The organism is Amycolatopsis sp. NPDC059657 (assembly GCF_042734395.1).
GTDB lineage: Bacteria > Actinomycetota > Actinomycetes > Mycobacteriales > Pseudonocardiaceae > Amycolatopsis.
Map to the genome: position 1 here is coordinate 26,020 of NZ_JBHWEB010000060.1, position 21,618 is coordinate 47,637.

Annotated in this window: 18 protein-coding genes; 6 read left to right on the plus strand and 12 right to left on the minus strand. The window is 67.4% G+C overall.

Features of this window, described 5'->3' with window-relative positions; all coding sequences use genetic code 11:
- Nucleotides 1–131 precede the first annotated feature (131 nt).
- Nucleotides 132–983, minus strand: a complete 852-nt coding sequence (locus tag ACFV15_RS28520; protein ID WP_378353869.1) for a M23 family metallopeptidase — start codon at nucleotides 981–983, stop codon at nucleotides 132–134.
- 237 nt (nucleotides 984–1,220) lie between these two features.
- Nucleotides 1,221–3,008 carry a Xaa-Pro dipeptidyl-peptidase gene (locus tag ACFV15_RS28525; RefSeq protein ID WP_378353870.1) on the minus strand — a complete coding sequence of 596 codons (1,788 nt, stop codon included), beginning with the start codon at nucleotides 3,006–3,008 and terminating at the stop codon, nucleotides 1,221–1,223.
- Nucleotides 3,009–3,105: 97 nt separating this feature from the next.
- On the opposite strand from ACFV15_RS28525, the gene ACFV15_RS28530 reads away from it, so the two are divergent.
- Together ACFV15_RS28530 and ACFV15_RS28535 are read left to right on the plus strand one after the other, a co-directional pair.
- Entirely contained in the window at nucleotides 3,106–4,650 is a 1,545-nt protein-coding gene (locus ACFV15_RS28530) for a mucoidy inhibitor MuiA family protein (protein WP_378353872.1), read from the plus strand.
- Nucleotides 4,647–5,705 (plus strand): DUF2293 domain-containing protein, encoded by a 1,059-nt coding sequence (locus tag ACFV15_RS28535; RefSeq protein ID WP_378353874.1) that lies wholly within the window; start codon nucleotides 4,647–4,649, stop codon nucleotides 5,703–5,705. The genes ACFV15_RS28530 and ACFV15_RS28535 overlap by 4 nt, the downstream gene beginning before the upstream one ends.
- Here ACFV15_RS28535 and ACFV15_RS28540 read toward each other — a convergent pair.
- Together ACFV15_RS28540 and ACFV15_RS28545 are read right to left on the minus strand one after the other, a co-directional pair.
- Nucleotides 5,694–6,122, minus strand: a complete 429-nt coding sequence (locus ACFV15_RS28540; protein ID WP_378353876.1) for a CBS domain-containing protein — start codon at nucleotides 6,120–6,122, stop codon at nucleotides 5,694–5,696. The two genes, ACFV15_RS28535 and ACFV15_RS28540, sit on opposite strands and share 12 nt — an antisense overlap.
- A gap of 86 nt (nucleotides 6,123–6,208) precedes the next feature.
- Entirely contained in the window at nucleotides 6,209–7,636 is a 1,428-nt protein-coding gene (locus ACFV15_RS28545; protein WP_378353878.1) for a PLP-dependent aminotransferase family protein, read from the minus strand.
- An 83-nt stretch (nucleotides 7,637–7,719) separates the two neighbouring features.
- On the opposite strand from ACFV15_RS28545, the gene ACFV15_RS28550 reads away from it, so the two are divergent.
- Nucleotides 7,720–8,280, plus strand: coding sequence for a TIGR03086 family metal-binding protein (locus ACFV15_RS28550; protein WP_378353880.1), 561 nt, complete (start codon nucleotides 7,720–7,722; stop codon nucleotides 8,278–8,280).
- On the opposite strand, the gene ACFV15_RS28555 is transcribed toward ACFV15_RS28550, so the two are convergent.
- Nucleotides 8,273–9,304 carry a neutral zinc metallopeptidase gene (locus ACFV15_RS28555; protein ID WP_378353882.1) on the minus strand — a complete coding sequence of 344 codons (1,032 nt, stop codon included), beginning with the start codon at nucleotides 9,302–9,304 and terminating at the stop codon, nucleotides 8,273–8,275. The two genes, ACFV15_RS28550 and ACFV15_RS28555, sit on opposite strands and share 8 nt — an antisense overlap.
- A 124-nt stretch (nucleotides 9,305–9,428) precedes the next feature.
- Here ACFV15_RS28555 and ACFV15_RS28560 point away from each other — a divergent pair, with 124 nt between their 5' ends.
- Nucleotides 9,429–11,444, plus strand: coding sequence for a prolyl oligopeptidase family protein (locus tag ACFV15_RS28560; RefSeq protein ID WP_378353884.1), 2,016 nt, complete (start codon nucleotides 9,429–9,431; stop codon nucleotides 11,442–11,444).
- Here the strand turns inward: ACFV15_RS28560 and ACFV15_RS28565 are convergent.
- Entirely contained in the window at nucleotides 11,434–11,748 is a 315-nt protein-coding gene (locus ACFV15_RS28565; protein WP_378353914.1) for a DMT family transporter, read from the minus strand. The genes ACFV15_RS28560 and ACFV15_RS28565 overlap by 11 nt on opposite strands.
- Nucleotides 11,748–12,374, minus strand: coding sequence for an FMN-dependent NADH-azoreductase (locus ACFV15_RS28570; RefSeq protein WP_378353886.1), 627 nt, complete (start codon nucleotides 12,372–12,374; stop codon nucleotides 11,748–11,750). The genes ACFV15_RS28565 and ACFV15_RS28570 overlap by 1 nt, the downstream gene beginning before the upstream one ends.
- A 92-nt stretch (nucleotides 12,375–12,466) precedes the next feature.
- Here ACFV15_RS28570 and ACFV15_RS28575 point away from each other — a divergent pair, with 92 nt between their 5' ends.
- A complete protein-coding gene (locus ACFV15_RS28575; RefSeq protein ID WP_378353888.1) occupies nucleotides 12,467–13,024 on the plus strand; it encodes a TetR/AcrR family transcriptional regulator in 558 nt (185 codons plus the stop codon).
- Nucleotides 13,025–13,055: 31 nt separating this feature from the next.
- Nucleotides 13,056–13,499, plus strand: coding sequence for a hypothetical protein (locus ACFV15_RS28580; RefSeq protein WP_378353889.1), 444 nt, complete (start codon nucleotides 13,056–13,058; stop codon nucleotides 13,497–13,499).
- A 12-nt stretch (nucleotides 13,500–13,511) separates the two neighbouring features.
- On the opposite strand, the gene ACFV15_RS28585 is transcribed toward ACFV15_RS28580, so the two are convergent.
- From ACFV15_RS28585 to ACFV15_RS28605, 5 genes are all read right to left on the minus strand, one after another.
- The gene (locus tag ACFV15_RS28585; protein WP_378353891.1) at nucleotides 13,512–13,736 is read right to left on the minus strand and encodes a hypothetical protein; all 225 of its coding nucleotides are present in this window, start codon (nucleotides 13,734–13,736) and stop codon (nucleotides 13,512–13,514) included.
- A 19-nt stretch (nucleotides 13,737–13,755) separates the two neighbouring features.
- Complete coding sequence (locus ACFV15_RS28590; RefSeq protein ID WP_378353893.1) at nucleotides 13,756–14,580, minus strand: TIGR03619 family F420-dependent LLM class oxidoreductase; 825 nt, start codon at nucleotides 14,578–14,580, stop codon at nucleotides 13,756–13,758.
- 361 nt (nucleotides 14,581–14,941) lie between these two features.
- Nucleotides 14,942–20,107 (minus strand): adenosylcobalamin-dependent ribonucleoside-diphosphate reductase, encoded by a 5,166-nt coding sequence (locus ACFV15_RS28595; protein WP_378353894.1) that lies wholly within the window; start codon nucleotides 20,105–20,107, stop codon nucleotides 14,942–14,944.
- A gap of 37 nt (nucleotides 20,108–20,144) precedes the next feature.
- Nucleotides 20,145–20,639, minus strand: a complete 495-nt coding sequence (gene nrdR, locus ACFV15_RS28600; RefSeq protein ID WP_370942974.1) for a transcriptional regulator NrdR — start codon at nucleotides 20,637–20,639, stop codon at nucleotides 20,145–20,147.
- A 302-nt stretch (nucleotides 20,640–20,941) separates the two neighbouring features.
- Nucleotides 20,942–21,427, minus strand: coding sequence for a LysM peptidoglycan-binding domain-containing protein (locus ACFV15_RS28605; protein WP_378353896.1), 486 nt, complete (start codon nucleotides 21,425–21,427; stop codon nucleotides 20,942–20,944).
- Nucleotides 21,428–21,618: the final 191 nt, after the last annotated feature.

A 21,618-nucleotide genomic window follows, 5' to 3' on the forward strand; every position in this document is an offset into this window, starting at 1 on the left:
GCGACGGGGAATGGTCGCGTGGTGGAGGCATGGGGAATCTGTGGACAACGGGGGCGGGTGGGGACAACCCGGGTCCGGATGATCTTGAAGTTGATTTTCTGTCGGTGGGGTGGGCTATCCTGTGCGGCTCGCTAGCCGCAGTGCTCGAACGGGCTCTCGTAGGTGGACGAGCCGACCGAGCCGCCCCACTTGACGCAGGTCGAGCCCGCCGCCTTCTTCACCGGTCCCGCGTAGTAGGTGAAGTTGCCGCTGTCGGTGACCCTCGCGGAGCCCTGGACCTCGAGGAACGCCGAGACCGGGCTGGCGGTGCCGAGCGAGACGGACTTCAGCGTGGTCACGCAGTTCTGCTTGGTCGAGGCGTTGTAGAGCAGGTAGGTCGTGCCCGAGGTGCCGACTTTCTGCTGGTCGATCACCGAGAAACCGTCGCCGCAGGCCTCTTCGGGGGTGTACGGGTTGCCACCGCAGCCGTTCTTGCTGGTGAAGTCCTTGTGGGCGTAGTAGGGCACCGCGACCCCGTTCAGCACGGCCTTCTGCGTGACGCCGTTGAGGTTCTCCTCGAAGTGCAGGTGCGGGCCGCTGACGTTGCCGGTCCCGCCCGCGAGGCCGATCTGCTTGGCCGCGCCCAGCGACTGCCCGACCGAGACGTCCTGGCGCGAAAGGTGCGCGTACCGGGTACGCCAGCCGCCGCCGTGGTCGACCTCGATCCAGCGGCCGTAGCTCGCGCCGCCCAGGTTCTCGACCCTGGTCACCGTGCCCGGCGCGGCGACGAGCACCGGCATCCCGGTGATCCCGCTCTTCTGGAAGTCGACCGAGTTGGCGGGGTTGTGCCCGGAGAAGGTCGCCGCCGTGACGGTGACCCCGCATTTGAACGGAACCTGGAAGTTCGGCGCGGCGGAGGCCGTCGCGGTCGAAGCGAGCGTGATGCCGAGCGCGGGCATGATCGCGGCCGCGGCGAGCACCGCGAGACGTCGCAACCTGGACATGGGCTGGTACCTCCGTGAGCGGTGTGGCTGAACGGACCCCCAGCGAAACGCCCACGACTACATTTTCCGTACAAACCCAGGTCTTCGTGAATGAGCGACCACCCGAGACGCGCGAAATGGGGTCGTGAGTGTTGCCGACGGTTAGCACCGTCAGGAGCACTCACGACCCCATTTGCCCAGGTCAGAGGTCGTGAGTGGGATGGCCGGTTAGAACCGGCCATACCACTCACGAGCCCGTCAGAAGGCCGCGCGCAGTGCTTGCTTGCCGCCGGTGACCGGGAGCGTGATCGACGTCCGGCCCAGGTCGAGGGCGAGCCCCGCGCCCGGCTTCGGGCGCAGCGTGTAGTCGTGGTCGCTCGAAAGGAGCGCGAACTCCAGCTTGTGGCCGGCGGCCAGCACGTAGTCCTTGGCGATCAGGCCGACCTCGACGTGATACGTGGTGCCCGGCCGGATCGGCAGGGTGACCGCCGGGTCGGTGTAGTTCTGCGGGTCGGTCCAGCCCCGGCTGATGACGTGGGACTTGCCGTCGGGGCCCCGGTCGACCAGTACCGCCGTGACGTTGGCCGCCGGGCGGTCGAACGCGATCGCCAGGTCGACCTTCGCGGTGCCGGACAACCGGACGGCCTGCTTGGCCGCGGTCGTCGAGTAGAGCAGGCGGTTGCCAGAACTCGGCAGGTCGATCAGCTGCTCGACGGTCTTGCTCGAGTCATCCGCGAGCTTCTCGACGACGGGCTTGCCCGGCATCGGGTTGCGGGTGTCGATGGTGCCCTTCGACGCACCGCCGGACCACGGGTACACGCGTACGTCCGAGGTGCCGGGCGCGGGCCATTCGGCCTCGTCGGTCCACGAGAGGTCCTCGCGCTGGACGGTCGCCTTCGGCTCGTTCTGGATGCCGTTCTGGACGCCGTAGAGGTAGTGCGACATCCACTTGTTCAGCGTGACGAGCCAGGCGTCGCGGCGGAGGTTGTACGGGTCGGCGTGGCCGGACTGGTGCAGCCAGATCTTGTGCTCGACACCAGTGCGCTTGAGCAGCTCGTACCACTCGGCGGCCTGGCTGGTCTTGACGTTCCAGTCGTTGAGGCCGTGCACCACGAGCACCGAGGCACGCACCTTGGCGGCGTCGTTGCGGTAGTTGCGGACGTCCCAGAAGCGGCTGTAGTCGCCGGTGATCCGGTCCTGGTCCTTGACGAGCTGGTCGATCACCGGGCGGCAGATCGCCCGGTCGGCGCGGGTGTAGACGTACTCGGCGAGCACGTCGGCGTCCTCCCCCTGGAACCCGCCTGCCGCGACGGTCGCGCCGTCGTTGCGGTAGTAGTCGTACCAGCTGGAGATCGCGGCGATCGGGACGATCGTCTCCAGGCCGCGGACGCCGGTGCTGGCGACCGCGTTGGGCAGCGTGCCGTTGTACGACACACCCATCATGCCGGTCTTGCCGGTGCTCCAGTCGGCCTTGGCGGCCTTGCCCGTGGCGTCCTTCGCGGTGGCGCGGCCGTTGAGCCAGTCGACGACGGCCTTCGCGCCGATGGTCTCGTTGACGTCGCCGGTGGTCGGGCAGCCGGTGGATTTGCCGCTGCCGAGCGACTCGCCGTAGACGACGGCGAAACCACGCGAGACGAAGTACTGCTCGTAGCGCCAGGTGATGGCCGCGGGCCCGACGCCGTTGGCCTTGACGCGCGGGCCCGCCGGGCCGTGCGGGCGTCCCGGCTCGTAGAGCTCGACGTCGACGTTGTGGTTGGCGACGTCGTTGCCGCCCGCGTAGTACGGGCTCGCCTGGTAGACGACCGGGACCTTCATGCCCTGCAAGGTGGCCTTGGGGCGCACCACCTCGGTGTGCACGAGGTCGTCCTTGCCGTTGTGGTCGCTGTCGACCGGCGCGGTCACCCAGACGTCGTCGCGCACCACGTCGGTGGCGGAGAACACCGGCTGCGCCTGGCCGTCCTGAAATACCGGAGCGGGCGGTGGATCCGCTTGCGCGGCAACGGAAAGCAGCGGCAACGCCACCGCGGCGGCGACGAGAACGGACATGGTTCTCACAGAACCCCCAAGGCAAATCGGGCCGGATGACACCTCGCCCGACCCTTCCGGGGCACCTTCGCAGTGTCAACCTACTAAGGTCGGCGCCATGCCCACCGAGCTGGAAGCCCCGATCACCGCCGTCACCGTCTACCCGCAGCAGGCCAGGATCACCAGGCGGGCGACGGCCGCGCTCGACGGCCGGTTCGTGTTCACCGGGCTACCCCAGGGCCTCGCCCCCGAGTCGGTGCGGGTCAACGGCACCGGGCCCGCGTCGATCGTGGGTGTCGACGTGTCGACAGAACGCCACGCCGAACCGATCCAGGACGCGATCCGCGAGCTGCTGGACCGGCGCAAGGAACTCCAGGCCGACCTCGACGAGCTGGCCGACGCCGAAACGGTCGAGCAGTCGCGCGCCGACCTGCTCGCCTCGCTCAACCGCCGCAGCGGCGTCGCCTTCGCGAAGGCGCTCGCGAACGGCAAGGCCGGGCCCGAGCGGGTCGCGGGCGTCGGCGACGCGATCGCCGAGCAGCTCAGCGAAGTGCTGCAGCGGCGCCGGGAGCTCGCGGTGAAGCACGCCGAGCTCGACGAGGCGATGGCCGCGCTCGACCGGGAAATGCAGGCGCGCCACAGCGGAACGCCGGACACCATCCGGGTCACGGTCGACCTGGAGCCGTCCGCCGAGACCGGCGAGATCACCCTCGAACTGTCCTATGTGGTCTTCGGCGCCAGCTGGGAGTCGACCTACGACGTGCGGGTGCGCGGTGACGAGGTCACGCTCACCTGGCATGGCCTGATCAGCCAGAGCACCGGCGAAGACTGGCCGGAGTGCGACCTCGCGCTGTCCACCGCGCGCCCGGCCGCGACGGTTTCGGTGCCCGAACTCGACCCGTGGTTCCTCGACCGCGTGCAGCCGATCGTGCCGCTGGCCGCTGCCGCCGGGCCGATGCGGGGCTTCGGCGGCGCCGCGCCGGCGGGCGCGCGGATGGAGAAGGCCGCGGACATGGCCTACAGCACGGCGACCGTCGAGCAGGGCGTGGCCGCGGCGACATACCGGCCGTCGCGGCCGGTCGCGGTGCCTTCGGACGGCTCGGCTCACCGGACGACCGTGGCCGTGCTCGAACCGGAGTCGACGCTCGGCTACGTGACCGCGCCGGTCCGTGCGGAGGAGGCGTACCTGCGCGCCGTCGTCGTCAACACCTCGGAGCACACACTGCGGCCCGGCAACGCCTCGATCTTCCACGACGCGGAATTCGTCGGAACCACCTGGCTCGACCCGTGGGCTCCCGGTGAGGAGATCGAGCTGGCGCTCGGCGTCGACGACCGGGTCCGCGTCGAGCGCAAGCTCGTCCGCCGCAGCGCGGGCAAGGCGACGCTGTCCGGCACGAAACGGCGCGAGGCCGAGTACCGCACGACCATCGCCAACCACGGCCCGCGCGAAGCGAAGATCACCGTGCTGGACCAGGTCCCGGTGTCCCGCGACGACGCGATCGAGGTCCGCGACGTCCGCACGTCGCCGGAGCCGTCGGAGTCGACCGAGCTCGGCGAGCTCACCTGGCAGCTCACGGTCGCGCCCGGCGCGACGGCCGAGGTGACGCTGGCGTTCCGGGTCACCGTCGGCAAGGGGGTCGAACTGAGCGGCTGGCACGAATGAGCAAGCTGCGCACCCGTGTCGTCACTGCGGCCGAGGAATGCTTGGCGCGCAACAAGTTCGTCGCACCCGTGACGGTGGTCTGCAGCCTCGGCTGGCTCAAGTCGGCGCGCGTCGAGGAATGGCGCCAGGGCAGGCTGCGCCACCTCGACTCGGCGATCGCCGTCGACACGCCCAAGCTCGCCGAAGCGTTGGAGCACTTGAACGAATGGGCGCGGCAGCAGGGCTTGCGGCCGAGTGACACGGCCTATCTCGCGGCGACGCGCGATCATCACCAGCTGCGTTTCACGGCGAGCGCCGAGGAATCGATCGAGCGCGCCTTCCAACGGCACTGGCTTTCGCCGGACCTGACGGAAAAACGGCGTGAACAGCTTGAGGCACGGCAGAACAAGGCGCCCGATCTCGTGGTCATCTCGCCGCTGAACGAGTGGACGTGCGCGAGCTGCCGGATGCCGAGCGCGGAGGGCGAATTCCTCTACATGGAGGACGGCAAACCGCTGTGCCTGACCTGCGCGGACTTCAACCACCTGCTGTTCCTGCCCGCGGGCAACGCGGCACTGTCCCGGCGCGCCAAGAAGGAGAGCACGCTCTCGGCGCTGGTGATGCGGTTTAACAAGCGCCGCAAACGCTATGAGCGCCAAGGCATCCTGATAGAGCAGGCCGCGCTGGAAGCCGCCGAAAGCCAGTGCTTCGCCGACGAAGAGGTCCGGTCACGACGGCGTGAGCGCGACGCTGAACGGCGCGCGGTGCAGGACGTCGAGTTCCAGGCCGCGATGGCAATGGCGATCGTCCGGTCGTTCCCCGGCTGCCCCGAAGACCGGGCGCGGTCCATCGCCGAGCACGCCGGAACCCGGGGCAGCGGACGTGTCGGACGGACCGCGGCAGGCCGCGCGCTCGACGAGAACGCGGTCCGGCTCGCGGTGATCGCCTCGATCCGGCATGAGGACACGCCGTACGACGACCTGCTGATGTCCGGCGTGCCTCGTGCGGACGCGCGTGAGCGCATCCGCGACGAGATCAGCGCCGTGCTCGTCGGCTGGGGCGGCTTACCCCTGTGAGATGTAGGCCTGCAGCTGCTCCTGGCTCTGCTCCAGCTCCTGCATGCGGATCTTGACGACGTCGCCGATGCTGACGATGCCGACCAGCTTGCCGTCGACGACCACCGGCACGTGCCGGATCCGCTTCTCGGTCATGAGCGCCGACAGCGAGTCGACCGAGTCCTCGGGGCGGCAGCTGGCGACCATCGTGGTCATGATCGCCGAGACCGGCATCGACAGCAGCTCCGGTCCGTACTCGGTCAGCCGCCGCACCACGTCCCGTTCGGACACGATGCCCGCGATCCCGTCCACGCCCACCACGACCATGGCGCCGACGTTGTTGTCCGCCAGTCTGCGCAGCAACTCGGTCACGAGCGTTTCCGGCAATACCGTCGCCACCGCCGCGCCCTTGCTCCGCAACACATCGGATATGCGCATCGCGATCCTCCCGGTTCTCGTGAGCCAGTTCACACCAGGTTATGGGCAGATGGCCGGGTGCGAAAGTCGCGAAGCGGACACCGAGGTCAGAGGCTTGGCCGCGGCTCCCCCATCAGTCCGCGCAACCGGCGCAACCCTGGTTCGATCCGGTCGAGCGGGATCGCGCCGTAGCCGAAGACGAGTCCGCGAACCTCGTCCTTCCGTGCCGTGAAGCCCTCGAGCGAGTACAGCCGGATCCCGCCGCGCCGCGCCGCCTTGACGACCGGGCGCATGTCGGCGGACGCGAACGCGCTGATGTGCAGGCCCGCCGAAGACGGGATCGGCATCAGCAGCCCGGCGAAATCCCGCTCGAGCACCTGGCGGACGAGATTGTGGCGGGCCTCGTATTCACGCCGGCTCGCGCGGATGTGCCGTGCGAAACCGCCTTCGTCCATGAACTGCGCGAGCGCGGCCTGGATCGGATTCGACGTCTGCCAATCGGTCAGCGACTTGGCTTTCGTGAGCGCGGCGCGCAGCGACGGCGGCGCGATCAGGAAGCCGAGCCGCAGCCCTGGCGCGAGCACCTTCGAGAACGATCCGAGGTAGAGCACCCGGTTGGCGGAATCGAGGCTGTGCAACGGTTCCAGCGGCCGCCCGGCGTAGCGGAACTCGGTGTCGTAGTCGTCTTCGATGATCGCGGCGTCATGGCGTTCGGCCCAGTCGAGCAGCGCGAGCCGTCGCCGTAACGACATCGCGGTGCTGAGCGGGTATTGGTGCGACGGCGTCACGTAAACCAGACGGCACCCGGCCGGGATCGCGTCGACGACCAGGCCTTCGTCATCGACGGGCACCCCGTGCACCCGCGCCCCGAGTGTCTCGAACAGCAGCCGGGGCGGCGGGTAGCCGGGATCTTCGACGGCAGCGTGCTCGCCCGGCCGCAGCAGCACCCGCGCCACCAGGTCGATCGCCTGCTGCGCGCCACCGGTCACGAGCACGTCGTCCGGCTCGGCGCGGACCCCGCGTGAAAGCCCGGCCTGCCTGGCGATCGCCGCGCGCAGTCCGGGGTGCCCCTGCGGGTCGCCGTAGGTCAGCACATCGGAGGCGGACTCGCGCAGCTGGTTCGCGACGAGCCGCCGCCAGGTGTCGAACGGGAACCGGCGGACATCGGGAACGCCCGCCCGGAAGTCGAACTCCGCCGTCGTCACGAAGCTGCGCGGCGCGTCCGGCACGGCGTCCCAGACCTCGACCGGCCGCAGTGAGGCAGGCGAGCTGGGCTCCGGGCGGTCGACGCGCCCGGCGCCTTCACGGACGAAGGTGCCCGATCCGACGTGCGCGTCGAGGAAGCCTTCCGCGGTCAGCCGGTCGTACGCGGCGCTGACCGTGTTGCGCGAGACCTCGACGCGCTTGGCCAACTCCCTGGTCGGCGGCAGCGGATCACCGGCACGCAGCCTGCCGTCGAGGATGGCGGCCCGCAGCTGCCGGTAGATCTCGTCGCGCCGCCCACGGCCGGATTCGAACTCGATGTGGATGTCCACCGGGCCCATCGTAGATTGGCCCACTTCGATCGGCCTGATTTTGGCTCTCTGCTGGGCCGATCTCCGGCATTAGCGTCGACGGCATGGATATCCGAGACCTGGATCGCCGCTCACTCGAAGTCATCGACAAGCTCCTCACCGGCGCCACCGAGGCGGACCTCGGCCGCCCCACCCCCTGCGCGGGCTGGGATCTCGCCGAGCTGCTCCGCCACCAGATCAGCGAAAACCACGCCTTCGCCACCGCCGCGCGCGAAGGGTCCGCGCCCGGCTGGGACGGCGGCACGCTCGGCGATGACGCCTTCGCGTCCTACACCCGCTCGGTCGAAGACGCGCTCACCGCGTTCGACGAAGGGCCCGCCCCGACCATGACCATCCGTGAATTCGGCGCTTTCCCCGCCGAGATCGCGCTGCGGATGCACCTGGTCGACTCGGTCGCGCACGGCTGGGACATCGCACGCGCGCTCGGCCAGCCCTACGAACCCGACCGGGAAGCACTTGAGGAAGCGCTCCGGTTCGTCGCGAACATCCCGACGGAACGCGAACCCGGCGGAAGTTTCGCCCCGGTCGTGCCGACTCCGCCCGCCGCTTCCGGTCTTGACCGGTTCCTCGGCCTGCTCGGCCGCGACCCCGGCTGGGTCAGCTGACCGCGCTCTCCGAAGCCGACCAGGTGTTGCACGCCGCGGTCTTCTTCTCGGAGAACCCGATCCGCCCCCATTTGCCCTGATTGACCCGGCTGCCGTGGGTGTCGCTGTCGCCGGTGTTGCCGTAGTCGGCGACCGCGGAGTTGGCGGTCGCCGCCGAAATGCCACCGCGCCCGGCGGCGGCCGCGATGAACAGCGCGCCGAAGCAGTTCGCCTGGAGCTCGATGCGGCGGACGCGTTGCTTGTCGTCGGGGCTCGACTCGTCCTTGGTGGTCATCTGGTCGCTGATCGCGGCCAGCATGCCGCTCTCGTGCTGCACGTGGTGGCCGTACTCGTGCGCCAGTGTCGCGAGGTGCGCGCCCTTGTTGGTGCCGACGGCGCTGAGCATCCACTCGCGCGGCAGGTAGATGGTGAGGTCGCCGGGGCAGTAGTAGGCCATGGCCTTCTTGCTGTCCGGCGCCTCGCCGCAGCGGCTCGACGCGGGCAGCTCGATCTCCAGGTTGACGCCCATATGCGGCTCGTTGACCTGGTCCAGCACCGGCTTCCACGCCTCCTCGAGGCAGACGAGCGCGGCTTTGTAGAAGGCGAGCAGCTCGGCGTCGTTCTTGCTGATCTGCGGCAGGGTGCAGGTGACCGTCGTCAGCGCGACACCCTCGCCGAGAATCGGGTTCTTGTCGGTCTCGAGCACCTTGCCGACCTTCGCGCCCGGTTTCTCCCCCGCCTTGGACTTCGCGAGCTCGGACTCGGCGTCGGGCGCGGGCAGCGCGTGCCCGCTCACCGTGCGTGACGCGTCGACGACGACGGCGCCCGCGACGAACAGGAGCGCGGCGCTGAACAGCCCGATGATGACGCGCGAGCCGGTCGAGAGCCCGCCACGCTTCGGCTGCGCGTATGCGGGCGGCGCCCACGCCAGGTAGTCATCGGAGACCAGCGGCGCATAGGTGGCGCGAGGCAACTCGGCGACCACCGTGGGCGGTGGTGGTTCCGGCCGGGCTCCCTCGGCAGGCTCGTTCCCCGAAAGACTCATTACTCCCCCGTGACAATGACACACCGGTACGTCCCCCGACTCCGGCGTCGAAAGTCAAGCATACGGATCGCCCGATTCGACCACGATCACGAAAAGGGAACGCCGCCGATGACAGACTAGGGGCATGAACGAAGAGGACCCGTACCTGTGGTTGGAAGACGTGAGCGGAGACCAGGCACTGGACTGGGTGCGCGAGCACAACGCCGCGACGACGGCGGAACTCACGGAGGCCGCACGCTTCAGCACGCTGCGTGACGAAATCCGCGAAGCGCTGGACGCCGACGATCGCATCCCGTACGTGCGCAGGCGCGGCGAGTTCCTCTACAACTTCTGGCAGGACGCCAGCCACCCGCGCGGACTCTGGCGCCGCACCACGCTCGAGGAATACCGCAAGGACAAGCCGGACTGGGAACTGCTGCTCGACATCGACGCGCTCGCCGAAGCCGAGGGCGAGAACTGGGTCTGGCAGGGCGCGACCGTGCTGCGGCCGGACTACCGGCTCGCCCTGCTCGAGCTGTCGCGCGGCGGCGCGGACGCGACCGTGGTCCGTGAGTTCGACCTCGACGCGCACGCGTTCGTCGAAGGCGGATTCGAGCTGCCCGAGGCGAAGAGCAGCGTCGGCTGGATCGACGCGGACCGGGTCTACGTCGGCACCGACTTCGGCGACGGCTCGCTGACCAGCTCCGGATACCCGCGAATCACCAAGGTGTGGCGCCGTGGCACGCCGCTGGCCGAGGCGGAGACGGTGTTCGAGGGCAAGCCCGACGACGTTTCGGTGACCGGCTACCACGACCCGACCGAGGGCTACCAGCGCGATTTCGTGCACCGCAGCATCGACTTCTACCGGGCGGAGCGCTACCTGCGCACCCCGGAAGGCCGGCTGGAGCGCATCGACGTCCCGGAAGACGCGAAGACGTCGATCTACCGCGAGTGGCTGCTCGTGCGCACCCGCTCGCCGTGGAGCGTCGGTGGCGGCGACCATCCCGCAGGTGCGTTGCTGGGTATCGAATTCGAGGCTTTCCGCGCGGGCGACCGGAATTTCACCGTGCTGTTCGAGCCGGACGCGCACACCTCGCTCGAATACCACGCGTGGACGCGCAATCACCTTTTGCTGGCAACGCTTTCGGACGTCAAGACCGAACTGCGGGTACTGACGCCGCGTGACGGCACGTGGGATTCGGAGCCGCTCGCGGGCGCGCCGACGTTCAGCACCGCGGAGATCCTCGACACCGACCCGGATGTCAGCGACGAGTACCTGCTCAACATCAGCGGATACCTCACCCCGGCGACCTTGAGCTACGGCCAGGTCGGCGCGGAGATCGAGGTGCTCAAACAGTCGCCGGCACGGTTCGACGCCGAGGGCATGTCGGTCGAGCAGCATTTCGCGACCTCCACGGACGGCACCCGCATCCCGTACTTCGTGGTCCGCCCGCGTGGCAGCGAGAACGGGCCGACGCTGCTGACCGGCTACGGCGGTTTCGAAGCCGCGATGCTGCCCGCGTACAGCGGCGTGACCGGCCGCGGCTGGCTCGCGCGCGGCGGCACATACGTGGTCGCGAACATCCGCGGCGGCGGCGAATACGGGCCGGACTGGCACACCCAGGTCATCAAGGCCAACCGGTACAAGGTGTACGAGGACTTCGCGGCCGTCGCCGCCGACCTGGTCACGCGCGGCATCACCACCGCCGCGCGGCTCGGCATCCAGGGCGGCAGCAACGGCGGGCTGCTGATGGGCGTCATGCTCACCCGCTACCCCGAGCTGTTCGGCGCGATCGTCAGCCAGGTCCCGTTGCTGGACATGAAGCGCTACCACAAGCTGCTGGCAGGCGCGTCGTGGATGGCGGAGTACGGCGACCCCGACGAGGAAGCCGAATGGGAGTACATCTCGAAGTACTCGCCGTACCACAACGTCCACAGTGGACAAAACTATCCGCCGACCCTGTTCGTCACCTCGACCCGCGACGACAGGGTGCACCCAGGGCACGCGCGCAAGATGTTCGCGAAGATGAGCGACCTGGGCTACGACGTCCGGTACTACGAGAACATCGAAGGCGGCCACGGCGGCGCGGCCGACAACGAGCAGCTCGCGTTCAAATGGGCACTGGTCTTCGAATTCCTCTGGGAGCAGCTCACGAAGTGACCTTCGCGAGCACGATCCCGCCGACGATCAGGCTCAGCGCGAGTATCCGTCCAGCACCCAGCGGATCCTTGTTGACCACCACGCCGAGCACGATCGCGCCGACGGCACCGATGCCGGTGAACACCGCGTAGGCGGTGCCCACCGGCACGGTGTCCATCGCGCGCGAAAGCAGATAGACGGCGGCGACGCCGAGCACCACGCACAGCACGGTCGACAGCGGCCTGGTGAAGTTCTCGGTCGGTTTGATGCTCTGCGACCAGGCGATCTCGACCAGCCCGGCCGCCATCAGCACGAGCCAGCCCATCACAGCGCCCACTCGTCGGCACGGTCGCGCGCCGCCTCGTAGGAGGCCAGGCGCGCGGCCTCGAAACCGGCGAGCCTCGGGTCGACCAGCGCGTTGGTGAGTTCGGCGTTGAGGAACGTGACATCCTCGACGTCGTAGTGCCCGGCGAAGAAGTCACGCAGATAACGCTCGTGATGGTCGAACGGCGCACGCGGCGTGCCGGGCGCGTACGAGCCGCCACGCGCGCCGACGACCACGAAAGCCTTGCCACGCAAGGACATCTTCGGGAACGTCACCTGGTCGATCCACGCCTTCAGCGCGGCCGGGATCGAGAAGTTGTACATCGGCGCGCCGAAGAGCACGACGTCCGCGGCCAGGAACTCGTCCAGCAGCGGCCTGACGATCCGCCAAGCCTCCCGCCGCTCCGGCGTGGTGACGACGTCGGCGTATCGCGCCGGGTCGGTGATGCGCTCGGCCAGCAGCCGGTCGCAGATCTCGGTCCACGCCTCACCGATCGGCGGAACCGGGTCTTTCGCCAGGTCACGGTAGGTATAGCCACCGGTCCAGCCCTTGACGAGCCGCTGCCCGAGCTCACGCGAGAACGAGGCCCGGCGCGCGCTGGAGTCGAGGTGCAGCAAGTGGGTCATCGCGATTCCTCCCAGAAGTGGACGTCGTGTCCAGTTACCCTGACGGTAGCTTCAAGTGGACATCGCGTCCAGTTATTCCTTAAGATCCAGAAATGCCGTCAGCGGAACGGGCCGACGCGGCCAAGAACCGAGCCAAGGTGCTCGCCGCCGCCGCCATCCTCTTCGCCGAGCGCGACGCCGCCGAAGTGACCATGGACGACATCGCGAAAGCGGCGGGCGTCGGCCGCGGCACGCTCTACCGCCGCTATCCCGACCGCGCGTCCATCGCCGTCGCCCTGCTCGACGAGCACGAACGCGCGCTGCAGGAGAAACTGATGCGCGGCGAACCCCCGCTCGGCCCCGGCGCGCCACCGCCGGAACGCCTGGCCGCGTTCTACACGGAAATGATCGAGTTGCTCCGCACGCACGGCCACCTCGTGCTCGGCAGCGAAGTCGGCCAGTCTCGTTTCACCACCGGCGCCTACGGATTCTGGCGAGCACACGTCCGCTCACTGCTCGTCGCGGCGGGCAAACCGGACCCGGACGCCCTGACCGACACTCTGCTCGCCCCACTGGCGCCCGAGGTGTTCCGCTTCCAGACCGAGCAACTCGGCATCAGCCCGGACCGTATCGCCGCGACGTTGCGAGATATGGCATCTTCGCTGACATAGGGTGTCAGTGAAGTGGGCCCATGATCACCGGGTGAACGACTTCGACTTCTTCCTCGGCACCTGGACCGTCGTCAACCGGCGGCTCGTCAAACCCCTCACCGGCAGCGACGAGTGGGACAAGTTCCCCGCCACGTCCACCTGCCACACCGTCTTCGGCGGAGCGGGCAACTTCGACGAGATCTCCTTTCCCACCAAGGGTTTCTCCGGCATGACGTTGCGGCTGTTCGCTCCGGAAACCGGCCAATGGTCGATTTACTGGGCCAACAGCCGCACCGGTCTTCTCCAGCCACCGGTGCACGGCGGCTTCACCGACGGCGTCGGCCTCTTCTACGGCGAGGACGAGCACGACGGCCGCCCCGTCCGCGTGCGCTACACCTGGACGGTCGGCGAGGCCCCGCGCTGGGCACAGGCGTTCTCGGCCGACGGCGAGAAAACCTGGGAGACGAACTGGATCATGGACTTCGCTCGCGCGTGAACTCGGCGAAGGTCACCTTGCCCACGGCCTGCCCACGGACAAGGTGACCGCCCCGTCTTGATCTTCAGGCCCGCCCATGTCATCACCCCGGCCCGCAGGATCGTCACGCCCAGCCCTGACCGTTCGAGTAGCTGCGACGGGCAACGGCCCGCGACGGCTCAGCACACGCGCGCCGACGAGCCTGCTCACGACCTCCCGGCCGAGTGTCCCGGTGCCACCGTTGACCAGAGTGCTCACGCCAAGCAGCCTGCCACTACTAGAAGAAGGCCGCCACGTCATCCACGAATTCGAGCACCGAGCCGACCTGCGCCCACCGCGGCACCAGGACGAGCCTGGTCACACCCAGCTCGGCATACGCGTCGACGACAGCCTTATCGATACGGTCTCGGGGCGGCGGCGTCACGGAGATCTCCAGCGGCCCCAACTCGGCGGGCCGGTCGAATTTCCGCACCTCCGCGATCGCCTTCCCGGCCGCCTCCAGATCGAGCGACCACCCGTACCAGCCCCTCCCGCGCGTCACGGCCCGCCGGAACGACGCCGCGACATGCCCGCCGAAGTGCACCGGAACGTGCGCCTGCACCGGTTTCGGCTCGGCCCGCACCTGCGCGAACTCGACGTGATGCCCCTTGAAATCGAGACCGGCCCACACCGCTTCCATCGCGTCGAGACATTCGACCGTCCGCTCACCACGGCCGGCGAGTGGGACCCCGAGCGCCCGGAACTCGGGTTCGAGGTAGCCGACCCCGACTCCCAGCTGGAATCGTCCATTCGAGACCCGGTCCAGCGAGGCGACCTTCTTGGCCAGTATCAACGGATTGTGCAGTGGCAGGACGAGTACTCCCGTCCCCAGCGACAGGTTCTTCGTATGCGCCGCGACATTCGAGAGCGCGACGAAGGGGTCGAGTATCAGGGCATCGGGCGGCAGCGGTGCCGCGGGAACAGGCGGGTCGGGGAGCACGTAGTGCTCGCTGGCCCAGACACTTTCCCAGCCTGCCTGTTCCGCCGCGACGGCCACCCGTATCGCATCGGCGGGATTCGTGGCGAGCGCACCATTGTTGATGCCGAACAATCCAAAACGCATGCGCTGATCCTCGCGCGTGCAGGCCTGCCCCACCAGCGACCAATCCGCATACCCGCCATGCCCGCGACGCATGGCTCACCAGTCACGCAACACCTCACGACCCCAGCCAGCACGAAGAACTGGCTGGGGTCGGTCCGGGTGATGAGCGCGGCGTTTGTGTGGTTGATGAGTGGGTTTTGAGGCGTTGAACGACCTGTTTCCCACTCACCAGGCCGCGTTCTGGGTGACAAGAGGGGGTACGTCGAGCGAGTGGAAGGATTCCTGCACCCAACGGAGCAAACCTTCCACTCGCGCCGAGCCCCAACGGTGGGCAACCAAGGACCGGTCAGCTAGAACCGTCGGCAACACTCACGACCCCGGATCAGCTGCAGCCGGAGGTCGCGCCGCATCCTTCGCAGGCGTAGCACGAACCGGCCGGGCGCATCTTGGTTCCGCAGGTCATGCACAAGGGCGCGTCGGCCGCCTTGCCGAGGTGCAACTCCATCAGCTCGGCCGTGCTGTGGGCGGCCTCCTCGATCTGACGGGGCTGGGTCGCCTCGACACTGGTGCGCAGGTCCTCGAGGTCCACGCCTTCGGAGGCGGGTGTCCCATAGTCGGTTTCGACCTGGGCTGTGCGCTCGTCGGCGGTGAAAATGCCGAGCTGGGCGCGTTTTTCGTACGGCAGGAAGTCCAGGGCCAGGCGGCGGAACAGGTAGTCGAGGACGCTGGTGGCGATGCGGATGTCCGGGTCGTCGGTCATGCCCGCCGGCTCGAAGCGGAGGTTGGAGAACTTCGAGATGTAGAACTCCAGCGGGATTCCGTACTGGAGACCGACCGAAATGGACATCGAGAAGGCGTCCATCACGCCCGCCAGTGTGGAACCCTGCTTGCCGAGCTTGATGAAGATCTCGCCGAGGCCGTCGTCCGGATAGGACCCGGCGTGGAGGTAGCCCTCGGCGCCGCCGACGGTGAAGGACACCGTCTGGCTGGGGCGGCGCTTCGGCAGGCGCTTGCGGACCGGGCGGAACTCGGCGGCGGGCTGCTCCTCCTGCTTTTCCTTCTTGCCGGTGGAGAGTGGCTGGCCGACCTTACAGTTGTCGCGGTAGATGGCGAGCGCCTTGAGACCGAGCTTCCAGCCCTGGAAGTAGATCTCCTCGACCTCTTCGACCGTCGCCGACTCGGGCATGTTGACGGTCTTGGAGATCGCGCCGGACAGGAACGGCTGGACCGCGGCCATCATCCGGACGTGGCCCATCGGCTTGATGGAGCGCTCGCCGACCGCGCAGTCGAACACCTCGTAGTGCTCCGGCCTGAGGCCGGGGGCGTCGACGACATGGCCGTTCTGCGCGACGTATTCGATGATCGCCTCGACCTGCTCATTCGGGTAGCCGAGAGCTGTCAACGCGCGGGGAACGGTTTGGTTCACAATTTGCATCGAACCGCCGCCGACGAGCTTCTTGAATTTCACCAAGGAAAAGTCTGGCTCGATTCCCGTCGTATCGCAGTCCATCATGAAACCGATGGTGTTATGACTGACGAACCCGTTCGCGACGTAGGTGAGGTTTTCCGGCACCGAGAGGTCGAAGGTGGGCTGGATACCACCATCCTCATTGGACGCGACCGGCTCGAAGAGATACCCCAAGGCATGACAAAGCCTGGCATCGAAAGATTCACTGAAAATCCTGCGGGCGAGCATCCTCGCGACGCCACCGCTCTTGCGGAGCGATTGCACGACCAACCCGCGGTACTGGTGGCCGACCGGTACGAGTTCGTCCCAGACCTCTGCTGGCAGGTGGATCCGGTCGCCCTTTGCTGAGCCTCGTGGCTCAACGCAGGCGAGCGCTTTGGCCTTGCGCTCACCGACGAACCCGATGACCTCGTCGAAGGTCATCGCATGATCGACATTGCGTAGCCGAACTTGGAACTGCGGGCCGCCCCAGCCGCTCGTGGTCACCCGTGTGGTGGTAACCATTCCCAAGGCGAGCAACAGGGTTCGGACATCCTCAGCGAACAGCTCCGAGGACGTCGAAAGGCTCGGCACGCCTTCTTGCACAGTTCCGTCCGCTTCGAACAAGCCTCGCAAGAACGCGGCATAGATAGCCGGAGTGTTAGTCTCGCGGATCGCCGCCGGAATCCTTGGTGTCCAGCCCTTTCCCGTGTGATCAACCCCGGGAAGGTCCTTCGCGAAACCAGCCGCCTGCCACCACCGCGCCAGCCGCACAGACTGCAGTGTGACCTCTTGATAGCCATCGCAAGGGCGAACGACCGGCTCAACGCCGAACAATCCCTTGGAGAGCACACGGAAGCGGTCCACTACATCGAGGTCCGTGTTGGCGACACAGAGGCGGATACCCTTGGCATGCAGGCTACCGTCGCCCATGAAGTAGCCGACAAGCTCGGCCAGGTCTTCGTCCACCACTTCCGGGGCGCGAAGCGCACGGTCGCCGGTATAGTAAGCCTGATCCAAAACCGGCAGCGGAATCGTACGGAGTTCTCCGACCATGCCGCTCAACTGGAGCGGCATCACGTCGCCTTCCTGAATGTCCGCGAGCCGCCGCCACACCCAGGAACCGGTTTCCGAATCCAGGATCTTCACACGGTGCGCGAGCGTGCCTTGGAGCCGATAGCCGCCCTTCGTCACGATACGACGGGTGGGTTCTTCCCCATTCACAAAGAACTTCGTGGCAACTCGCGGGCCCTCATCGGTGCCGACGCCGAGCTCGATGTCTTGCCAGCGGTCGCCATAGAGATCGCCAAGCTCGGACAGCCTGGCCAGCCCACGATCGGTGGTCACCATGGTGTCCGCGGTCAAACACCCGGTCGGTGCCAATACACTGGCCTGCGAATTGCGCCAGCCGTTTTGCGCGCCGATCTCTATTCCGCGTTTCCATTCTTCGGTGGCCAGCGAGCGGACCGCGGCGTCGTTGGCGTGGAGGGTGCGGATCTCGTCGTTGGCGGCGGCGTGCTTGCGCATGACGCGCTGGTGCGGCTCGGCGTTGCGGGCGTAGCCGTCGTAGGGGCCGACGACTCCGGCGAGTTCCGCCGAGCGACGGTAGGAAACGCCGGTCATCAGGGACGTGATCGAGGCCGCGAGCGCGCGGCCGCCATCGGAGTCGTAGGCGTGGCCGAGCGCCATCAGCAGTGCGCCGAGGTTCGCGTAGCCGATGCCGAGCTGACGGAACTTGCGGGTGGTGTCGCCGATCGACTCGGTCGGGAAGTCCGCGAAGCAGATGGAAATGTCCATCGCCGTGATGACGAATTCGACGGCCTTCACGAACAATGGCGCGTCGAAAGTGCCATCGGAATTGACGAACTTCAGCAAGTTGAGCGATGCGAGATTACAACTAGAATTGTCCAAATGAAGATATTCGGAACATGGATTCGATGCGGTGATACGACCCGATTCGGGGCACGTGTGCCAATCGTTGATCGTGCCGTCGTATTGGATGCCGGGGTCGGCGCATTCCCAGGCTGCGGTGGTCATCGAGCGGAAGATCCGGCGGGCGTCGACGGTGTCGATGACCTCGTTGGTGAGCCGGGCGCGGAGGCCGAAGCCGCCGCCGGATTCGACGGCGCGCATGAACTCGTCCGAGACGCGGACCGAGTTGTTCGCGTTCTGGTACTGGACCGAGGAGATGTCGGCGCCGCTGAGGTCCATGTCGAAGCCGGCGTCGCGGAGTACCTTGATCTTCTTCTCTTCGCGGGCCTTGGTCTGGATGAACTCTTCGATGTCGGGGTGGTCGACGTCGAGAACGACCATCTTGGCGGCGCGGCGGGTGGCTCCGCCGGACTTGATGGTGCCCGCGGAGGCGTCGGCGCCGCGCATGAAGGAGACCGGGCCAGAGGCGGTGCCGCCGGAGGTCAGGAGTTCGCGGGAGGAGCGGATGCGGGAGAGGTTGAGGCCCGCGCCCGAACCGCCTTTGAAGATCAGGCCTTCTTCGCGGTACCAGTTGAGAATTGACTCCATCGTGTCATCGACGGCGAGGATAAAGCAGTTGTGGACTCGAAGATTCGACGACAGGTACTCGCCGGATTCCGTCTGGATGTCGTAGACGGCCATTTCGCCGCGACTCTCGATGCTTGCGATCTCCAGTCGTTTGACGTCCAGCGCCGCCCGGCCGGGAATCTCGAATGAAGCCTCCAGCTTGGCCGTCTTGACCGGATCAATGAACCCGATGGAATCAGCGAAGATGCGGCGCTCTCCGGCATTCTGGATACGGATGCCCCACAGGTCGTGCCGGTCCGGGCGCGGATCCGTCTTGTGACCCACTCGCGCGAAGATACCGAAGCGGGAGAGCAGAGCCTGCAAGCCACGCACCAGCTTTTCGCCGATCATGTCGAGCGCGACTAAAGTGGATCGCTCCCGCCGCGAAACGTAACCCTCGGCCTGGAAGATGCTTCGCAGGTAGGCCGCTACGACAGGCAGCGGAGCTGTGTGCAGGAAGGCCGGCACTTCCATGTCACACCCGCGAGCTCGAAGACCCCAGCGGCTCACGAACGGTTCGAGCGCGTTCCCGTAAAGCCTCGTCCTGCGGCAATCCAGAGTGGAATCTTGAGTCGCGACTTCGCGCTCATGCCGATGGACCTCGGGGAACACCTGGTCCAGCGCATCGCACACCCAGGCCAGCTCGGCATCGTTGACTGTCATGGCCTCGATCGTGAGAGATCGATTCGTCCCCGTGTACTGACCGACGAAACCATCGGACTGCAGCCAGCCCGCGAGTGCGGCTTCGGCGATGTCCTTCTGGTCGATTTCGCATTCTCCGAACGACGCGGCACGATGCCATTCAAGCTTGTCGTCCACCCGCAATTCGCCTGCGGGGACGAAACGGCCGGTGCTGGTTCCGGTCGCTCGCCAGACGAGGTGATCGGCCGTCACATCGAGCGTATGCCCTGATTTGGTCATGATGCGAAGAACTTCTTTGACACCGTTGGCTTTCGTCGCGACCACCGTCGTGAGGCCATGGGAGTCGAATACCTTGGTACCGACCGCGTCCTGCTCTACGAGCTGTCCGATCGGGATCGAGCCAGCGGGAGTCGTGACCAGCGCGTCGTATGGCTGGCACGCCGAGACTTGCTGCTTCGAGGCGGTGCCGACGTTGAACCATACCGGGGAGTTGAAGCTGAAGACCTGGTGCAGCAGCATCCAGGTGAGCTCGTGGTCGAAGATCTCGGCGTCGGCGGCGGTGGTGAAGTAGCCGTGGTCGGTGCCCGCCTTGACGTAGGTCTTGACGACCCTGTCGATGAGCTGCTTGAGGCTTTTTTCGCGCTGGGGGGTGCCGACGGCGCCGCGGAAGTACTTGCTGGTGACGATGTTGGTGGCGTTGACCGACCAGAAGTCGGGGAACTCGACGCCGCGCTGCTCGAAGTTGACCGTGCCGTCGCGCCAGTTGGTCATGACGACGTCGCGGCTTTCCCAGCTGACGTCGTCGTAGGGATGGACGCCTTCGGTGGTGAACACGCGCTGGACCTTGAGCCCGCGCTTGCCCTGTTCCTTGCCGGGCTTGACGCCGGCACCCATGTTGTCGGACAGAGGGGTCTCGGTCATGGGTTTCCTCGCTCCCCGCGCGGCGTGAAACGACCTGTTAGTCGCCGCCCGCGTTCTTCTCGCCGTCGTTCGGCTCGGCCGAACCTGCCATCGCCTGGCGAAGGTCCGAGATCTCCTTCTCGAAATCCTCTACCGAGGAGAAGGAGCGGTAGACGCTGGCGAACCGGAGGTACGCGACCCCGTCCAGTTCACGGAGCGGGCCGAGGATGGCGAGGCCGACCTCATGGCTCGGGATCTCCGCGAGCCCGGCGGAGCGGATCGATTCCTCCACCCGCTGTGCCAGCTGCTGCAACGCGTCGTCGTCGACGGGCCTGCCCTGACAGGCTCGGCGCACGCCACGGACGACCTTGTCCCTGCTGAACTGTTCGGTGACGCCGGACCGCTTGACGACGGCGAGCACCATCGTCTCCGACGTGGTGAACCTCCGGCCGCATTCGGCGCAGGAGCGCCGGCGCCGGATGGCCTGTCCCTCATCCACCTCACGGGAGTCGACGACCCTGGAGTCCGCATGACGGCAGAACGGGCACCTCATCCGCCGATCACCTTCCACTCCATGCCGGTCGTCGCCGGAAACACCGGGAACACCCACATTGTGTCCGGTGGGGGCGGTGCCGTGCGCACCGGCCCCTGGGGATGGTTCTGTGGATATCCGGTGGGTGAACACCGACGAGCTGTGGACAACTGCTGCCGATTCTACCCCAACTTGTGGACCAACTACAGCCGTGTAACTACTAGATATAGCGGTGCACAGTAGATCGGGGCCGAACGGCGCGCAACCGCCACGATCGGGCGACGCGGCGCGTGCCGCACTCGCCGCGGAAGGTGCGCTGGCACTCATGGCCTGGCGGGCACGACACCCTGCGCGACGGGGACCGTGAGCGGCAGTCCCGGCACGATCGCGGCGTCTTGCAGGTCGTTGAGCTGCCTGATGCGGTCGACGACCGCGCCGGTCTCGCTGCCTGGCGCGAACCGGGCGGCGATATCCGACAGTGTTTCGCCCGGCGCGACGGACACCGTGACGGTCTGCTCGGGCACCGCGGACGGCGAAACACCGTTCGCAAGAACACCCAAACCGGTTACCCCGAGCCCGGCCGCGACCGCCAGTGCGACCAGCCATGGCCACCGCACCGCGATCCGGCGCGGCGCGCACGGGGCCACGATGCCCGCCTTGCGGCCCGCGACGACCCTGGCTCGCGTCGGCGGGCGGCGCGTCTCACCGAGCCTGCGCGTGCGGCGCCTCGGCGGCGCGACACGCTCCGGCGCCGCGACCGGCCTGCGCGCCGCGGAGCGGATCAGCCCTTCACCCACGAGAATCGACATCCCGGAACCTCCTCGCAGTCCCACTGCTCGGCGTCGTGGCTGGTGTGCCACCAAGATCGAACACTCGTTCTATCGAACGCCTGGGCGAATGTCTACCACCTACCCCCGACAAAATCGAGTTGCCACGGCGTGTCGCTCGAACAGATGTTTGATATCTTTTACCGCGCGGGCTAACGTCGTCGACAGGACAT

What these genes read in the sequence shown, in the direction of transcription:
- ACFV15_RS28520 (WP_378353869.1), bottom strand. Translation starts at nt 983, where the DNA reads ATGTCCAGGTTGCGACGTCTCGCGGTGCTCGCCGCGGCCGCGATCATG.
- ACFV15_RS28525 (WP_378353870.1), bottom strand. Translation starts at nt 3,008, where the DNA reads ATGTCCGTTCTCGTCGCCGCCGCGGTGGCGTTGCCGCTGCTTTCCGTT.
- ACFV15_RS28530 (WP_378353872.1), top strand. Translation starts at nt 3,106, where the DNA reads ATGCCCACCGAGCTGGAAGCCCCGATCACCGCCGTCACCGTCTACCCG.
- ACFV15_RS28535 (WP_378353874.1), top strand. Translation starts at nt 4,647, where the DNA reads ATGAGCAAGCTGCGCACCCGTGTCGTCACTGCGGCCGAGGAATGCTTG.
- ACFV15_RS28540 (WP_378353876.1), bottom strand. Translation starts at nt 6,122, where the DNA reads ATGCGCATATCCGATGTGTTGCGGAGCAAGGGCGCGGCGGTGGCGACG.
- ACFV15_RS28550 (WP_378353880.1), top strand. Translation starts at nt 7,720, where the DNA reads ATGGATATCCGAGACCTGGATCGCCGCTCACTCGAAGTCATCGACAAG.
- ACFV15_RS28555 (WP_378353882.1), bottom strand. Translation starts at nt 9,304, where the DNA reads ATGAGTCTTTCGGGGAACGAGCCTGCCGAGGGAGCCCGGCCGGAACCA.
- ACFV15_RS28560 (WP_378353884.1), top strand. Translation starts at nt 9,429, where the DNA reads ATGAACGAAGAGGACCCGTACCTGTGGTTGGAAGACGTGAGCGGAGAC.
- ACFV15_RS28565 (WP_378353914.1), bottom strand. Translation starts at nt 11,748, where the DNA reads ATGGGCTGGCTCGTGCTGATGGCGGCCGGGCTGGTCGAGATCGCCTGG.
- ACFV15_RS28570 (WP_378353886.1), bottom strand. Translation starts at nt 12,374, where the DNA reads ATGACCCACTTGCTGCACCTCGACTCCAGCGCGCGCCGGGCCTCGTTC.
- ACFV15_RS28575 (WP_378353888.1), top strand. Translation starts at nt 12,467, where the DNA reads ATGCCGTCAGCGGAACGGGCCGACGCGGCCAAGAACCGAGCCAAGGTG.
- ACFV15_RS28590 (WP_378353893.1), bottom strand. Translation starts at nt 14,580, where the DNA reads ATGCGTTTTGGATTGTTCGGCATCAACAATGGTGCGCTCGCCACGAAT.
- ACFV15_RS28595 (WP_378353894.1), bottom strand. Translation starts at nt 20,107, where the DNA reads ATGACCGAGACCCCTCTGTCCGACAACATGGGTGCCGGCGTCAAGCCC.
- nrdR (WP_370942974.1), bottom strand. Translation starts at nt 20,639, where the DNA reads ATGAGGTGCCCGTTCTGCCGTCATGCGGACTCCAGGGTCGTCGACTCC.
- ACFV15_RS28605 (WP_378353896.1), bottom strand. Translation starts at nt 21,427, where the DNA reads ATGTCGATTCTCGTGGGTGAAGGGCTGATCCGCTCCGCGGCGCGCAGG.